The organism is Streptomyces sp. DSM 42067 (assembly GCF_055792885.1).
The window spans coordinates 1,918,633-1,934,572 of sequence record NZ_CM147706.1 but is presented as its reverse complement, the minus strand read 5'-3'; the positions used below and the strand labels follow the sequence as shown (position 1 = coordinate 1,934,572).

The 15,940-nt window shown below is 72.5% G+C and carries 13 protein-coding genes; 12 read left to right on the top strand and 1 reads right to left on the bottom strand.

Translation table 11 applies throughout. The annotated features are described in order from the left end of the window. Positions 1–38 precede the first annotated feature (38 nt). The 4 genes from rpoZ (at position 39) to ACSMXV_RS09195 (ending at position 5,571) form a co-directional block, all read left to right on the top strand. Positions 39–311 carry a DNA-directed RNA polymerase subunit omega gene (gene rpoZ, locus ACSMXV_RS09210; protein ID WP_067276962.1) on the top strand — a complete coding sequence of 91 codons (273 nt, stop codon included), beginning with the start codon at positions 39–41 and terminating at the stop codon, positions 309–311. Between the two features lie 163 nt (positions 312–474). Further along, positions 475–1,680: a bifunctional phosphopantothenoylcysteine decarboxylase/phosphopantothenate--cysteine ligase CoaBC gene (gene coaBC, locus ACSMXV_RS09205; protein WP_473177206.1), complete on the top strand. Its 1,206-nt coding sequence runs from the start codon at positions 475–477 to the stop codon at positions 1,678–1,680. Positions 1,681–2,084: 404 nt separating this feature from the next. After that, positions 2,085–3,293: a methionine adenosyltransferase gene (gene metK / locus ACSMXV_RS09200; RefSeq protein WP_181657171.1), complete on the top strand. Its 1,209-nt coding sequence runs from the start codon at positions 2,085–2,087 to the stop codon at positions 3,291–3,293. A 130-nt stretch (positions 3,294–3,423) separates the two neighbouring features. Continuing rightward, complete coding sequence (locus tag ACSMXV_RS09195; protein ID WP_473177205.1) at positions 3,424–5,571, top strand: primosomal protein N'; 2,148 nt, start codon at positions 3,424–3,426, stop codon at positions 5,569–5,571. Between the two features lie 557 nt (positions 5,572–6,128). Here the strand turns inward: ACSMXV_RS09195 and ACSMXV_RS09190 are convergent. After that, complete coding sequence (locus tag ACSMXV_RS09190) at positions 6,129–6,662, bottom strand: hypothetical protein (RefSeq protein ID WP_473177204.1); 534 nt, start codon at positions 6,660–6,662, stop codon at positions 6,129–6,131. 311 nt (positions 6,663–6,973) lie between these two features. Here ACSMXV_RS09190 and fmt point away from each other — a divergent pair, with 311 nt between their 5' ends. The 8 genes from fmt (at position 6,974) to ACSMXV_RS09150 (ending at position 15,737) form a co-directional block, all read left to right on the top strand. Then, positions 6,974–7,918 (top strand): methionyl-tRNA formyltransferase, encoded by a 945-nt coding sequence (fmt, locus tag ACSMXV_RS09185; protein ID WP_473177203.1) that lies wholly within the window; start codon positions 6,974–6,976, stop codon positions 7,916–7,918. 172 nt (positions 7,919–8,090) lie between these two features. Next, the gene (locus ACSMXV_RS09180) at positions 8,091–9,521 is read left to right on the top strand and encodes an RsmB/NOP family class I SAM-dependent RNA methyltransferase (RefSeq protein ID WP_473177202.1); all 1,431 of its coding nucleotides are present in this window, start codon (positions 8,091–8,093) and stop codon (positions 9,519–9,521) included. Between the two features lie 133 nt (positions 9,522–9,654). After that, entirely contained in the window at positions 9,655–10,341 is a 687-nt protein-coding gene (gene rpe / locus ACSMXV_RS09175) for a ribulose-phosphate 3-epimerase (RefSeq protein WP_181863988.1), read from the top strand. A gap of 79 nt (positions 10,342–10,420) precedes the next feature. Next, a complete protein-coding gene (locus tag ACSMXV_RS09170; RefSeq protein ID WP_181657392.1) occupies positions 10,421–11,464 on the top strand; it encodes a sugar-binding transcriptional regulator in 1,044 nt (347 codons plus the stop codon). Positions 11,465–11,695: 231 nt separating this feature from the next. Further along, positions 11,696–12,064, top strand: coding sequence for a barstar family protein (locus ACSMXV_RS09165; RefSeq protein ID WP_473177201.1), 369 nt, complete (start codon positions 11,696–11,698; stop codon positions 12,062–12,064). Between the two features lie 107 nt (positions 12,065–12,171). Then, positions 12,172–13,614 carry a GuaB1 family IMP dehydrogenase-related protein gene (locus tag ACSMXV_RS09160; RefSeq protein WP_473178868.1) on the top strand — a complete coding sequence of 481 codons (1,443 nt, stop codon included), beginning with the start codon at positions 12,172–12,174 and terminating at the stop codon, positions 13,612–13,614. A 181-nt stretch (positions 13,615–13,795) separates the two neighbouring features. Continuing rightward, positions 13,796–14,248 (top strand): Lrp/AsnC family transcriptional regulator, encoded by a 453-nt coding sequence (locus ACSMXV_RS09155; protein WP_181657164.1) that lies wholly within the window; start codon positions 13,796–13,798, stop codon positions 14,246–14,248. Between the two features lie 154 nt (positions 14,249–14,402). Continuing rightward, positions 14,403–15,737 (top strand): MFS transporter, encoded by a 1,335-nt coding sequence (locus ACSMXV_RS09150; protein ID WP_473177200.1) that lies wholly within the window; start codon positions 14,403–14,405, stop codon positions 15,735–15,737. Positions 15,738–15,940 lie beyond the last annotated feature (203 nt).

Genomic DNA, 15,940 nt, shown 5'->3' with positions numbered 1-15,940 from the left:
TGATCTTTCTGGTTTTCCCATCCATCGGAAGGTAGAGCGTGTCCTCTTCCATCACCACGCCCGAGGGCATCATCAACCCGCCGATCGACGAGCTCCTCGAGGCAACCGACTCGAAGTACAGCCTCGTGATCTACGCGGCCAAGCGTGCTCGCCAGATCAACGCGTACTACTCGCAGCTCGGCGAGGGCCTCCTCGAGTACGTGGGTCCGCTCGTGGACACGCACGTGCACGAGAAGCCGCTCTCGATCGCCCTGCGCGAGATCAACGCGGGACTGCTGACCTCCGAGTCCGTCGAGGGCCCGGCGCAGTAAGGCGTTTTCCGAAGCGCCCAAGGGGGCGTTTCGCAGCACCACAGGCCCGGCAGCTCGACTGCCGGGCCTGTGGTGTGTCATGAGTGGGTACGCGTTCGTCACCGGGTCCGCAGGTCAGCCAGCAGATCAGCGGGCCGGCAGCCGGCAGGGAGAAGAGCAGACGGTGGACAAGCCGAAGGTCGTTCTGGGCGTCAGCGGTGGCATCGCCGCCTACAAGGCATGCGAGCTGCTGCGGCAGCTGACCGAGTCGGGACACGACGTACGCGTCGTGCCCACCGAGTCCGCGCTGCACTTCGTCGGCGCCGCCACCTGGTCGGCGCTCTCGGGCCATCCCGTGTCGACCGAGGTCTGGTCGGACGTGCACGAGGTTCCGCACGTACGGATCGGACAGGCGGCCGACCTCGTCGTCGTCGCCCCCGCCACCGCCGACATCATCGCCAAGGCCGCCCACGGCCTCGCCGACGACCTGCTCACGAACACCCTGCTCACGGCCCGGTGTCCGGTGATCTTCGCCCCCGCCATGCACACCGAGATGTGGGAGCACCCCGCAACGCAGGAGAACGTGGCGACGCTGCGGCGCCGCGGCGCCATCGTCATCGAGCCCGCCGTCGGCCGCCTCACCGGCGTCGACACCGGCAAGGGCCGCTTCCCGGATCCCGTGGAGATCTTCGAGCTCTGCCGCCGGACACTGGCCCGTGACACCCACACCGTGGACCTCGCCGGCCGCCACGTCGTCGTGAGCGCGGGCGGCACCCGTGAACCGCTCGATCCCGTCCGATTCCTCGGGAACCGGTCCTCCGGCAAGCAGGGGTACGCATTCGCCCGTACCGCCGCGGCGCGCGGCGCCCGTGTCACGCTGATCGCCGCCAACACCACCGGGCTGCCCGACCCGGCGGGCGTGGAGGTCGTCCCGGTGGGGACCGCCGTCCAGCTCCGCGAGGCGGTCATCAAGGCCGCAGCACACGCCGACGCAGTCGTCATGGCCGCCGCCGTGGCCGATTTCCGCCCCGCGACGTACGCCACGGGCAAGATCAAGAAGAAGGACGGCGAGGATCCGGAGGCGATCACGCTGGTCCGCAACCCGGACATCCTCGCCGAGATCTCCGCCGACCGGCCCCGCCCCGGCCAGGTGATCGTCGGATTCGCCGCCGAGACCGACGACGTACTGGCGAACGGCCGCACCAAACTGCAGCGCAAGGGCTGCGACCTGCTCGTCGTGAACGAGGTGGGGGAGCGCAAGACCTTCGGCTCCGAGGAGAACGAGGCCGTGGTGCTCAGCGCCGACGGCAGCGAGACCCCCGTGCCGTACGGCCCCAAGGAGGCGCTCGCCGACACCGTGTGGGACCTGGTCGCACAGCGCCTCGCCTGAGCCGCCTCGCCTGACAGAGGCCAGCGGCGTTGCGGCCCGCCTGTGGCGGGTGACACACCCAAGGCGCGACGGCAGCACATACGGTGACGCGACACGCCGAAGGATCCGCCCTCGGCCGTGTCATTCTTCATTCGAACAATGATGGGAGGCGCCGTTCACGCGAACGTCGCCTTGCGTTCCCCCGGACGTCGCGGACCCCGCATTTTCGGGGCCTGAAGCCCTGGTGTGGGCCGATCGTCGTACCGCAGAATGCCAGTGCCCCAGGTCACAGGGCTTCCATGTGTCGAGACACGTGGTCCGGCGGCCGGGCACGACCGATAAACTGGTCTCGGACGACGCCGGGCGCAGCCTCCGGCCGGTCCGTCAATGATCAGCCAGCAGCCGCTGCAACCACAGGGAGCGTTGTGTCCCGTCGCCTGTTCACCTCGGAGTCCGTGACCGAGGGTCACCCCGACAAGATCGCTGACCAGATCAGCGACACCATTCTCGACGCGCTTCTGCGGGAGGACCCGACGTCCCGGGTCGCCGTGGAGACGCTGATCACCACCGGACTGGTGCACGTGGCCGGTGAGGTCACGACCAAGGCGTACGCGGACATCGCGACGCTCGTCCGGAACAAGATCCTCGAGATCGGGTACGACTCCTCGAAGAAGGGCTTCGACGGCGCCTCCTGCGGTGTGTCGGTGTCCATCGGCTCGCAGTCCCCGGACATCGCGCAGGGTGTCGACACGGCGTACGAGTCCCGGGTGGAGGGCGACGACGACGAGCTGGACAAGCAGGGCGCGGGCGACCAGGGCCTGATGTTCGGCTACGCGTGCGACGAGACGCCCGAGCTGATGCCGCTGCCCATCTACCTCGCGCACCGGCTCTCGCGCCGCCTGACCGAGGTCCGCAAGAACGGGACCATCCCCTACCTGCGCCCGGACGGCAAGACGCAGGTCACCATCGAGTACGACGGTGACAAGGCGGTCCGTCTGGACACCGTGGTGGTCTCCTCGCAGCACGCGAGCGACATCGACCTGGACTCGCTGCTCGCCCCCGACATCCGCGAGTTCGTCGTCGAGCCGGAGTTGAAGGCCCTGGTCGACGACGGCATCAAGCTGGAGACCGACGGCTACCGGCTGCTGGTCAACCCCACCGGTCGCTTCGAGATCGGCGGCCCGATGGGCGACGCCGGCCTGACCGGCCGCAAGATCATCATCGACACGTACGGCGGCATGGCCCGCCACGGTGGCGGTGCCTTCTCCGGGAAGGACCCGTCCAAGGTCGACCGCTCCGCCGCGTACGCGATGCGGTGGGTCGCCAAGAACGTCGTCGCAGCGGGCCTCGCGGCCCGCTGCGAGGTGCAGGTCGCCTACGCGATCGGCAAGGCCGAGCCCGTCGGCCTCTTCGTGGAGACGTTCGGTACGAACACCGTGGACCCGGAGAAGATCGAGGCGGCTATCGGTGCCGTGTTCGACCTCCGCCCGGCGGCGATCATCCGCGACCTGGACCTGCTGCGCCCGATCTATGCCCAGACCGCGGCGTACGGCCACTTCGGCCGCGCACTGCCGGACTTCACGTGGGAGCGCACGGACAGGGTGGACGCGCTGCGCAAGGCGGTGGGTCTGTAAGGCCCGCAAGACCGAGCATGCCGCGAGGCCCGGACCCCACAGGGGTCCGGGCCTCGCGCCGTTTCCGGACACCGTCGGCCGGGAGCTCGGCCTGGGCCGGTTGTCGGTGGTGTCTGGTAGGAATGCTGCTGTGAGCAGCGACAACGGGCAGGATGCGGGCGCAGGGGGCGTGCCGCCGGAGCAGCTCGCGCTGATTCGGGAGAGTGTGCGGAGGGCCAGGACGCCGCGGGCCAAGCCGCGGACCTGGCGGGGCGCCGCGCTTGCCAAGGAGCGGCCGGTGGCGCGGGTGCTCGTCGACAAGGGCGTCCTGCACCTCGACCGGTACTTCGACTATGCGGTGCCCGAGGAACTGGACGAGCAGGCGCAGCCGGGCGTGCGGGTCCGGGTGCGGTTCGGAGCCGGGCGGCATCACGTGCGGGAGGGGCGTCGCGAGGGCGGCGGGCTCGTCGACGGGTTCCTCGTCGAGCGGGTCGCCGAGTCGGACTACTCAGGGCCGTTGGCCGCGCTGGCACAGGTGGTGTCCACCGAGCCCGTGCTCAGCGAGGAACTGCTCGGGCTCGCACGGGCCGTCGCCGACCGGTATGCCGGGAGCCTCGCCGATGTGCTGCAGCTGGCCGTTCCGCCGCGCAACGGGCGGGCAGAGGGCAAGCCCTCACCGGAACCCCTGCCGGCGCCGCCGGCGCCAGAGCCCGGATCGTGGGGGCGGTACGCGCAGGGCGCGGCGTTTTTGGAGGCGCTCGCCACGGGGGCCTCTCCGCGGGCGGTGTGGAACGCCCTTCCGGGGCCTGAGTGGGCGGACGAGCTGGCGCGTGCCGTCGCCGCGACACTCGCCTCGGGGCGCGGAGCCCTGGTCGTGGTGCCGGACGGGCGGACGGTCGCCCGGGTCGATGCCGCACTGACCGCGGTGCTCGGCACGGGACGGCACGCGGTCCTGACCGCCGAGGCCGGGCCGGAGAAGCGGTACCGGCAGTGGCTCGGCGCCCGGCGCGGGTCCGTGCGGGCCGTCGTGGGGACGCGGGCCGCGATGTTCGCTCCGGTCCGCGATCTGGGGCTTGTCGCGATCTGGGACGACGGGGACGGCAGCCACAGCGAGCAGCATGCCCCGCAGCCCCATGCACGCGAGGTGCTGCTGCTGAGGGCCGCGCACACCAAGTCCGCCTTCCTGCTCGGGAGTTGGAGCTGCACAGTGGAGGCCGCTCAACTGGTCGACAGCGGCTGGGCACTGCCCCTCGTGGCCGACCGCGAGCAGATACGCCGCGCGGCCCCTCTCGTACGCACGGTGGGGGACGCGGACCTCGCGCGGGACGAGGCGGCGCGGACCGCACGCCTGCCCACAATCGGCTGGCAGATCGTCAGGGACGCGCTCCAGCACGGGCCCGTGCTGGTGCAGGTGCCGCGACGTGGCTATGTGCCGAGGCTGTCGTGTACGCAGTGCCGGGCGCCTGCCCGCTGCCGGCACTGTGCCGGGCCGCTGGAGGCCGCCCCGGACGCCGGGCCGCTGCGGTGCGCCTGGTGCGGGCGGGACGAGACCGCCTGGCACTGCCCCGAGTGCGGGGGCTTCGGGCTCCGGGCCCGGATAGTCGGGGCCCGGCGCACCGCTGAGGAGCTGGGACGAGCGTTCCCCGCGGTGCCGGTGCGCACCTCCGGGCGCGAACACGTGCTGGACACGGTGCCGGCGGCGCCTGCCCTGGTGGTGAGTACGCCGGGGGCCGAACCCGTCGCCGAAGGCGGCTACGCGGCGGCGTTGCTGCTGGACGGCTGGGCGATGCTGGGGCGGCCGGATCTGCGGGCGGGTGAGGATGCGCTGCGCCGGTGGATCGGGGCTGCCGCGCTCGTACGGGACCAGGGCGCGGGCGGGACGGTTGTGGTCGTCGCCGAGCCGACGCTGCGGCCTGTGCAGGCACTGGTGCGGTGGGACCCCGTCGGGCATGCGGCGCGCGAGCTCGCCGAGCGTGCGGAGCTGGGCTTTCCTCCAGTGTCCCGGATGGCGGCGGTGTCGGGGACACCGGAGGCTCTGGCGTCCTTCCTCGCCGGCACCGAACTGCCCCCGGACGCCGAGGTGTTGGGCCCCGTGCCGCTGCCCGTGACGGGGCCCGGGCAGTCGCGCCGCCCGGGGGCGCCGCCGCCCGGCGAGCTCTGGGAGCGCGCGCTCATCCGCGTGCCGCCCGGCCGCGGAGCGGCACTGGCGTCCGCGCTGAAGGCGGCCCAGGCCGCGCGGATGGCGCGGGGTGGTGTGGAGCCGGTCCGGATTCGGATCGATCCGCCGGACATCGGGTGAGCCTCGCGGGGAGGACTCGGCACCTGAGGGGCCGAGAGAGCGCACTGCGGGACCGCGGGGCGGCGACCGACATGCTCGGCGCCTCCCGGCCAGGCGCTCGAGCAGGGCGGCGGAGACCTCGGCGAAGGGCGCTCGTCCCGAAGCGGTCGATCTTCCCCGCCAGGGCCGAGTCCCCGGCGGACGGCGTCGCGGAAGCGGGGCCGCCGCCCCACAGCGGCGGCCGGCCGCTGGCGCGGGAGGAAGGCGGCGATGGCGAAGCTGCGGCAGCACCGCGCTCGGGTTCACCCGAGCGCGCGCCGACCGGGATGGATGCGCAACCCGGCGCCGCGGGGGCTCGGCTGTGCCCAGCCCAGGGCTCTCGGCTCTCACGAGCAGGGGACCAGTCGCCCTGGGGGCCCCGGCGTTAGCTGGGCGAGGAGGAACGCCTGCCCGCAGCGGGTGCGGCGTATGCCCAGGCGCTCAGGGGCTCCACGTGAGCCCGCAGGCGAGCGAGAGCGACATGCGTCTGCCTCCCGACCACGCCCCGTCGCCGCGTGGTCGGGAGGCAGACGCTGGGGTCAGCCGTTGCGCGGGCCGGGGAAGGCCCCGGGACGCGCCTCGTCGCGGAGTCCGGGGCTGCCCGCCGTCGGCTGGGTCGGCATGGACCGGGCGGCGGGGACGGCCGGGATCGCCGTGCCGAGGGGCACGGCGCGGGCGCCCGACGGTTCCGCCGCGCGCTCCGCGTTGGCCGCCGCCTGAGCCGCGGCCCGCCGGGCACCGTACCGCCGGTGGACCGCCTGCTTCGTCACGCCGAGCGCCGAGCCCACCGCGTCCCACGAGAACCCCAGTGAGCGATCGAAGTCCACGGCGGCCGTGACCAGGGTCTCTACGCTGTCCCGCAGTTCCTGGGCGAGACGGACCGTGGGGGCGGGTGCCCGTCCGTAGACGACGAAGCCCGTGGCGGGGCCGGAGCGGCGCGGGCGGTAGACGTTGCCCAACTGGGCGGTGAGGGTGCGCAATGCGTCCACCTGCCGGCGGACCCGCTCGATGTCCCGCACCAGCAGGTGCAGGCTGGCCCGAGCCTGGGCGTCGTGGGTTGCATGGTCGGCCATGAACAAGCCTCTCGAACCGGCGTTGAAAGGGATCGGGCCGTGTCGGCGGCCCATGGTGTCAACTCTTTCTTGACCAACGCGCCGAACGGTGTGTGGTCACGCTGATAGGGCGTAAGGGCATATGCGCAGGGCGCACATCTGCGCGTACGCCCCCGCGACGCCCGCCCGAGGTCATCGGGTGCCCGCTCGGCGTCACCGACCGGGCCGATCCCTCGCCCACCCGCGGCCCATAGACTGGTGAGCTGCCGTCACAGACCCGGCCAGCGGCCGGGCATATGTGGGCCTGCACGAGAGATGCGAGGTATTTCCGAGTGAAGCTGGTCTTCGCAGGGACCCCCGAGGTCGCCGTTCCCGCTCTGGACGCCCTGATCGCCTCCGGACGGCACGAGGTGGCCGCCGTCGTCACCCGGCCGGACGCGCCCGCCGGGCGCGGACGCCACCTGGTCGCCAGCCCGGTCGCCGCGCGTGCCGAGGAGGCCGGGATCGAGGTGCTCAAGCCCGCGAAGCCGCGCGACGAGGACTTCCTGGCGCGGCTGCGGGAGATCGCGCCCGACTGCTGCCCGGTCGTCGCCTACGGGGCGCTGCTGCCCAGGACCGCCCTCGACATCCCGGTCCACGGCTGGGTCAACCTGCACTTCTCGCTGCTGCCCGCCTGGCGCGGCGCCGCCCCAGTGCAGCACGCCCTCATGGCGGGCGACGAGATCACCGGCGCGTCCACCTTCCTCATCGAGGAGGGGCTCGACTCCGGGCCCGTCTACGGCACCGTGACGGAACAGGTGCGCCCCACCGACACCAGCGGCGATCTGCTCACCCGGCTTGCCTTCGCGGGCGCCGGGCTGCTCGCCGCGACGATGGACGGCATCGAGGACGGCACCCTCAAGGCCGTGCCGCAGCCCACCGAGGGCATCACCATCGCGCCGAAGATCACCGTCGAGGACGCGCAGGTGGACTGGTCGGCGCCCGCGCTACGCGTGGACCGCGTCGTGCGCGGCTGCACGCCGGCGCCCGGTGCGTGGACCGTGTTCCGGGGCGAGCGGCTCAAGCTCGTCCAGGTCGCGCTCACCCCTGACCGGGACGACCTCACTCCGGGGGAGCTGTCCGTCGGCAAGAACAACGTGTACGTCGGTACCGGGTCGCACGCCGTGGAACTGCTGTGGGTGCAGGCCCAGGGCAAGAAGCCGATGCGGGCGGCGGACTGGGCCCGCGGCGTCAGGATCGCCACCGGCGAGCGGCTCGGGGGACAGGGCTCGCGGTAGGACGAGTTCGAGGCAGGGCTCGGGGGAGGGCGTGGGCGTGCCCGGCCTTGCGGTGCCCCTCGGTGCGCGGCGCCGGGCGTGCAGTGGCTGCGGAGCCCGCCCCGCCGCGACCCCCGACGCGGGCCACGTACGCTTGACGGGTACGTCATCCAGGATCCGGAGCACCTTTTTCGTGAGCGAGTCGTCTCGTCGTCGTCCCCGTCCGCAGGGCAAGCCGTATCGCCGTCCCCAGAAGGACCCCGTACGCATACTCGCCTTCGAGGCGCTGCGCGCCGTCGACGAGCGCGATGCGTACGCCAACCTCGTCCTGCCCCCGCTGCTGCGGAAGGCCCGCGAGAAGGACGGCTTCGACGGGCGGGACGCGGCGCTCGCCACCGAGCTCGTGTACGGGACGCTGCGCCGGCAGGGCACCTACGACGCGATCATCGCGGCCTGCATCGACCGGCCGCTGCGCGAGGTGGACCCGCCGGTCCTGGATGTGCTGAGCCTCGGCGTGCACCAGCTGCTCGGCACGCGTATCCCGTCGCACGCGGCGGTCTCCGCGACCGTGGAGCTTGCGCGGGTCGTCCTCGGCGACGGGCGCGCCAAGTTCGTCAACGCCGTACTGCGCAAGGTCGCCCAGCACGATCTTGACGGCTGGCTGGAGCGGGTCGCACCGCCCTACGACGAGGACCCCGAGGACCATCTCGCCGTCGTCCACTCGCATCCGCGGTGGATCGTCTCGGCGCTCTGGGACGCGCTCGGCGGGGGCCGGGCCGGGATCGAGGATCTGCTGGAGGCCGACAACGAGCGGCCCGAGGTGACGCTCGTCGCCCGGCCGGGCCGCTCGACCGCCGAGGAGCTGCTCGGCGGCCTGGGTGAGGAGGCGGCGCTGCCCGGCCGCTGGTCGCCCTATGCGGTACGGCTCACCGAGGGCGGCGATCCCGGTTCGCTCGACGCCGTGCGCGAGGGGCGCGTGGGCGTCCAGGACGAGGGCAGCCAGCTGGTGGCGCTCGCCCTCGCGAACGCGCCCCTCGAGGGGCCCGACCGGGCATGGCTCGACGGGTGCGCGGGCCCCGGCGGCAAGGCCGCGATGCTCGCAGGGCTCGCCGCGCAGCGCGGTGCCGTGCTCCTCGCCTCCGAGAAGCAGCCGCACCGCGCCGGACTCGTCGCCAAGGCGCTCGCCGGCAACCCCGGCCCGTACCAGGTCATCGCCGCGGACGGCACGCGCCCGCCGTGGCGGCCTGACACGTTCGACCGCGTCCTGATGGACGTGCCCTGCACCGGGCTCGGTGCCCTGCGCCGCCGGCCGGAGGCTCGGTGGCGGCGCCGCCCGGACGACCTGGAGGGCTTCGCGCCGCTGCAGCGAGGGCTACTGCGCACGGCGCTCGCCTCGGTCCGCGTCGGCGGTGTCGTCGGCTACGCGACCTGCTCGCCGCATCTCGCCGAGACCCGCGCCGTCGTCGACGACGTGCTCAAGCACGACGGCGGCGCCGAGCTCATCGACGCACGCCCGCTCCTGCCCGGCGTACCGGCGCTGGGCGAGGGACCGGACGTACAGCTGTGGCCGCATCTGCACGGCACGGACGCGATGTATCTGGCACTGCTGCGGCGCACCGGCTGACGGCAGGGCGAGGGCCGGCGGGCCGTGCACGTCACGGCGCCGCGGCGGCCTGATCCGGCCCTCGTCGTACTCGGGCGTCGTACTCAGGTACGCCGGGGGGAGCAACCAGCCTCGGGCATGGCAGGCTTGGGGCATGGCCGTGCAGATCAACCCCAGCATCCTGTCCGCCGACTTCGCCCGCCTCGCCGAGGAGGCCCGGGCCGTCGAAGGCGCCGACTGGCTCCATGTCGACGTGATGGACAACCACTTCGTCCCGAACCTCACGCTCGGCGTGCCGGTCGTGGAGTCCCTCAGCCGTGCGACGGACACCCCGCTGGACTGCCATCTGATGATCGAGGACCCCGACCGCTGGGCCCCGCAGTACGTCGAAGCGGGTGCCGGTTCGGTCACCTTCCATGTGGAGGCGGCGGCCGCACCCGTGCGTCTTGCGCGCGAGATCCGTGCGAAAGGCGCCCGGGCCTCCATGGCACTCAAGCCGGCCACGCCCATCGAGCCGTACGAGGACCTGCTCCCCGAGCTGGACATGCTGCTGATCATGACCGTCGAGCCGGGCTTCGGCGGGCAGGCGTTCCTCGACATCATGCTTCCGAAGATCCGCCGTACCCGTGAGCTGATCAGCAAGCACGGTCTGGAGCTGTGGCTGCAGGTCGACGGCGGTGTCTCGGCCTCCACCATCGAGCGCTGCGCCGAGGCCGGCGCGGACGTCTTCGTCGCCGGTTCCGCGGTGTACGGAGCCGACGACCCGGCCGAGGCGGTACGTGCACTGCGCACCCAGGCCGAGGCGACGACCGCCACCGCCGGGTGGGCGTGCAACCACTGACCGACGAGTACGTGAACGCCGCCCATCAGGGCTGATCAAATACGCCGGATCTGCAAGGATGAGCGGCGTATCCAAGAGTGTGAACAGCAGTGAGGAGAGCGCCGTGACTGGCATGTCGGCGGGACGGCCAGCCCTGCGGATGGGACCCGCTGAGCTGGTGCAGGCGGCGGCCATGGCCCGTCGCTTCTACCTCGAGGGCAAGTCGAAGATCCAGATCGCTGAGGAGTTCGGCGTCAGCCGGTTCAAGGTGGCGCGGGTTCTGGAGACGGCACTCGAGCGCGACCTCGTACGCATCGAGATCCGGGTGCCGGCCGAGCTGGACGCCGACCGCTCCGACGCGCTGCGCTCCCGGTACGGCCTGCGGCACGCCGTGGTCGTCGAGTCCCCGGCGGATGCCGAGGAGTCGCCCGACCCCGAGAACCTCGGCGAGGTCGCGGCGGACCTCCTCGGCGAGCTCGTCCACGAGGGCGATGTCCTCGGCCTCGCGTGGGGCCGCTCGACGATCCACATGGCGGCGGCGCTCGACCGGCTGCCGCCCTGCACCGTCGTGCAGCTCACGGGCGTGTACGACGCCGGGACCGCCGAGCGCGGCTCGGTCGAGGCGGTCCGGCGCGCCGCGCAGGTGTCCGGCGGGGACGCGCACCCGATCTACGCGCCGATGCTGCTGCCCGACGCGGCCACGGCCGCGGCGCTGCGCAACCAGACCGGTATCGCCCGAGCCTTCGAGTACTTCGACAAGGTGACCGTGGCCTGCGTGTCCATCGGCTCCTGGGAGCCGGGCATCTCCACGGTTCACGACATGCTCAGCGACGAGGAGCGCGCGCATTACGCGTCGCTCGGTGTCGCCGCCGAGATGTCGGCGCACCTCTTCGACGCCGAGGGGCGCCGGGTGGGGCGGGACCTGGGCGAGCGGTGCATCACCGTCGAGGCCGACCGGCTGCGGCGGATCCCCGAGGTCGTCGCCATCGCGGGTGGTCAGCGGAAGGCTGCGGCGATCGATGCGGTGCTGCGGTCGGGGCTGGTCACCAGCCTTGTCACGGACACCTCGGCCGCGGACTTTCTGATGGCCGCGGGGCCGACGCCGCGGCCGGCCCTGGACCGGGCGGACCCGGACGGGCCGTGACCCTTTGGAATTCCCCCACCCCGCCCCTTCCCGTAACTGTGGGCTCCGCCCCCAGCCCCCCTCATCGCCCTGACGGGCTCGTCCTCAATCGCCGGACGGGCAAATTTCAGCCCGTCTGGGGGCACCTCCCAGCGTTAGCTGGGGGAGATTGAGGACCGGCGGTCCAGGGGGCTGGCCCCCTGGTTACGGGAAGGGGCGGGGTGGGGGAAGGACGACCAAGGCGGTGCTGAGATGACCGAGCACGGTTGGGCCACCGTCCTCCTCGACCTCACCGGGGCCGAGGACAAGGCGGCGTTCATGGACCGCTGCGCGCGGGCGCTGGAGCTCCCGGAGTGGTTCGGGCGGAACTGGGACGCGCTCGCGGACAGCCTCACCGATGTCTCCGTATGGCCGTCGTCCGCCGCCGAGCGCCGGGATCGCGGCCTGCTGGTCGTCGTCACCGGCTGGCAGGGGTACGCCACGGCGCAGCCGGGGGAGTGGGCCGTCGCCCAGGAGGTGTTCGCGGAGGCCGTGGAGCGCATGCGGGAACGAGGCCCGGCGCTCTCGGTGATGCTGGCGCTCGGAGGATCCGACCAGCCCTTCACCGACATGACTGGATGATTGTCCCGCCCGCTGTACAGCCCTCCCATGGGACAATGAAGTACGTGCTTCTTCCCCTCGGCTGACCTGCCCGGGGGCCACCTCTGATCGACTGGGATGTGCAGCACGTGCGTTTCCTCAACGACATCCAGCCCCCGTACGACCTGACGTACGACGACGTCTTCATGGTGCCCAGCCGCTCCGCGGTCGGCTCGCGGCAGGACGTCGACCTTGCGTCCCTGGACGGCTCCGGCACGACGATCCCGCTGGTCGTCGCCAACATGACCGCCATCGCGGGCCGCCGGATGGCCGAGACCGTGGCCCGGCGCGGCGGTCTCGTCGTCATCCCGCAGGACATCCCGATCGAGGTCGTCGCCGAGGTCGTTTCCTGGGTCAAGCAGCGCGATCTCGTGCTGGACACCCCCATCGTGCTGGCCCCGCACCAGACAGTCGCCGATGCGATGTCCCTGCTGCACAAGCGGGCGCACAACGCAGGCGTTGTGGTGGACGAGAACCACAAGCCCATCGGTGTGGTGACCGACGCCGACCTCAGCGGCGTCGACCGCTTCACGCAGCTGACCGAGGTCATGTCGAAGGACCTGTTCCTCCTCGACTCGGACATCGAGCCGCGTCAGGCCTTCACCACGCTCGACGGCGCCAACCGCCGGTACGCGCCCGCCGTGGACGGCGACGGCCGCCTCGCCGGCATCCTGACCCGTAAGGGCGCCCTCCGCGCGACCCTCTACAAGCCCGCCGTGGACAACCGGGGCCGGCTGCGCATCGCCGCTGCCGTGGGCATCAACGGCGATGTGGCGGGCAAGGCAAAGCAGCTGCTCGACGCGGGCGTGGACGCACTCGTCGTCGACACCGCGCACGGCCACCAGGAATCGATGATCACCGCGCTGAAGGCCGTGCGGGCGCTCGACCCGCAGGTGCCGGTCGTCGCGGGCAACGTCGTCGCGGCCGAGGGCGTCAGGGACCTGATCGAGGCCGGCGCGGACATCGTCAAGGTCGGCGTCGGCCCGGGCGCCATGTGCACCACGCGCATGATGACCGGTGTCGGCCGCCCGCAGTTCTCGGCCGTCCTCGAGTGCGCCGCGGAGGCCAGGAAGTACGGCAAGCACGTGTGGGCCGACGGCGGTGTGCGGCACCCGCGTGACGTCGCCATGGCGCTGGCCGCCGGCGCGTCGAACGTGATGATCGGCTCGTGGTTCGCGGGCACCTACGAGTCGCCCGGCGATCTGCAGCAGGACGCCGACGGACGGCTCTACAAGGAGTCCTTCGGCATGGCGTCCTCGCGCGCCGTCCGCAACCGTACGAGCGAGGAGTCCGCGTACGACCGCGCCCGCAAGGCGCTGTTCGAGGAGGGCATCTCGACGTCCCGGATGTTCCTCGACCCGCACCGCCCGGGCGTCGAGGACCTGATCGACGCGATCATCGCGGGCGTCCGCTCCTCCTGCACCTACGCGGGCGCCAACTCGCTCGAGGAGTTCGCCGAGAAGGCGATCGTCGGCATTCAGAGCGCGGCAGGCTACGCGGAGGGCAAGCCGCTGCACGCCAGCTGGAACTGAGCCGGCGACACGCTGCGACGGCCCCCAGGGCACACATGCCGCGACGGCCCCCACGGCCCGGCCGTGGGGGCCGTCGGGCCGTGTTCTACTTGACTTCCTGTACGGCCACCGCCGCTCTCCACCCCGTCTTGCGACCGACCCGGCCGCCTGAGCCCTCTCCCGGAAAAGTGATCCACCCGCAGTGCTGAACGATCTCGACGAACGCATCGTGCACGCCCTCGCCGAGGACGCCCGCCGGTCCTATGCCGACATCGGCCAGCTGGTCGGCCTGTCCGCGCCGGCCGTCAAGCGGCGCGTGGACCGGCTGCGCGCCACCGGCGCCATCACCGGTTTCACGGTCCGCGTGGATCCGGCCGCGCTCGGCTGGGAGACCGAGGGGTTCGTCGAGATCTACTGCCGGCGCAACACCTCGCCCGAGACCATCCAACGCGGTCTCGAGCGCTACCAGGAGGTCGTGGCCGCTTCCACCGTCACCGGTGACGCCGACGCCGTCGTGCAGGTCTTCGCCTCCGACATGCGGCACTTCGAGCGGGTCCTGGAGCGGATCGCCGGGGAGCCGTTCGTGGAGCGCACCAAGTCCGTGCTGGTGCTGTCGCCGCTGGTGCGCCGGTTCTCGTCGGGTTCGCCGACCTAGGGCCCTCTCCGCAGGGCGCCATCTGGGCCGGACGGGGGAGCCCGTCTAACATCGGTCCCATGACCTGGCGACATTGATCCACCAGCCGTGCCTCCCGAGGGCCGCCTCGGGCGCCGTATCTCCGGCGTCCGAACTGTCCCTGCGGGAAGGCCTCATGACTCTTTCATCCGTGCGTGTGCCCGGCACCGGTGTCCGGCGGCTGACGGCCACGCTGTACGGCTACGCGTTCCTCGACGACTTCGTCCTGCTCTACCCGGTGTACGCGCTGCTGTTCCGCGACACCGGTCTCACGGTCTTGCAGATCTCCTCGCTGTTCGCCCTGTGGTCGCTGACCGGTGTCCTGCTGGAGATCCCCTCCGGTGCCTGGGCCGACGGCGCCTCGCGGCGCGTGCTGCTGTGGTTCGGGCCGCTGCTCACCGCCACCGGCTTCGTCCTGTGGGTGCTCACCCCGTCGTACTGGGCGTTCGCCCTCGGCTTCGTGCTCTGGGGCGCCAAGGGAGCGCTGAGTTCCGGTGCCTTGGAAGCACTGGTGTACGAGGAACTCGACCGGCTCGGTTCGGCCGACCGGTACGCGCACGCGATGGGCCGGGCCCGGGCGGCCGGGCTGGTGGGCGTGATGGCGGCGATGGGGCTGGCCGGGCCGGTGTTCGCGGCCGGCGGCTATCCGGCCGTGGGGCTCGCCAGCGTGCTGGCATGTCTGCTGGCCGCGGTCGCCGCGTCCCGGTTCCCGGAGCAGCGGACGGCGCCGACTGCCGCCGTGGACAAACCCTCGACCGACGCGCCCTCGGCTGAGGAGCCCTCGACCGACGAGCCGTTGGCTGAGGAGCCCTCGAGCGACAAGCCCTCGGCTGACGAGCCCGGCGACGGGTGGGCCCGGACCCTGCGGGCCGGACTCGCCGAAGCCCGCGGCAACCGGTCAGTACGCGGTGCCCTGCTGCTCGTCCCCGCCGTCACCGCCGTGTGGGGCGCGCTCGATGAGTACACGCCGCTGCTGGTGCGCGACACCGGCGTACCGGAAGGCGCCGTACCGCAGTTGCTGTTGCTGGTCTGGGCAGCGGCGACGGTCGGCGGTCTGCTGGCCGGCGCGGGACAGCGGCTGGGCACGGGTGGACTTGCCGGGCTGCTGGCGGGCTCCGCGCTGGCCCTGGCCGCGGGTGCGGTGGCGCGGACCCCGGCCGGCATCGCGCTGGTGGCGATCGCCTTCGGCGGTTTCCAGCTGGCGAGCGTCCTGGCCGACGCCCGGCTCCAGCAGCGCATCGAGGGGACCGGCCGGGCCACCCTGACCTCGGTGGCCGGTGTGGGCACCGACCTGACCACGGTCGCGGTGTACGGCGGGTACGCGGTGATCGGCTCGACGGCCGCGCACGGCACCGTCTTCGCCCTGTTCGCGGTGCCCTATCTGGTGACGGCGCTGATCCTGGCCACCAGGAGGACTTCAGCCCGGACGGCTCGCACAGCCGACACCTCGGCTCCCACGGCACCGGGGTGAGGCCGCCCGCGCCCGGCACGCGCTCCTGGGAACCCGCGCCGCCCCTACCCGCGTTCCCGGGACCTTGGCCTCTAGCCGAAAGGGGCCCTGACCTGCGCCTCTGGTGGAAAGGGCCCCCGCCGGCCGGGCGCGCAACGAATCGCTGCCGACCCCGGGTGGGACGCAACGATTCGTGCTCCGGTGCGCAACGGCTCCGCCTTGTC

What these genes read in the sequence shown, in the direction of transcription:
- ACSMXV_RS09165 (WP_473177201.1), top strand. Translation starts at nt 11,696, where the DNA reads ATGACCGAGCACGGTTGGGCCACCGTCCTCCTCGACCTCACCGGGGCC.
- ACSMXV_RS09190 (WP_473177204.1), bottom strand. Translation starts at nt 6,662, where the DNA reads ATGGCCGACCATGCAACCCACGACGCCCAGGCTCGGGCCAGCCTGCAC.
- rpe (WP_181863988.1), top strand. Translation starts at nt 9,655, where the DNA reads ATGGCCGTGCAGATCAACCCCAGCATCCTGTCCGCCGACTTCGCCCGC.
- ACSMXV_RS09150 (WP_473177200.1), top strand. Translation starts at nt 14,403, where the DNA reads ATGACTCTTTCATCCGTGCGTGTGCCCGGCACCGGTGTCCGGCGGCTG.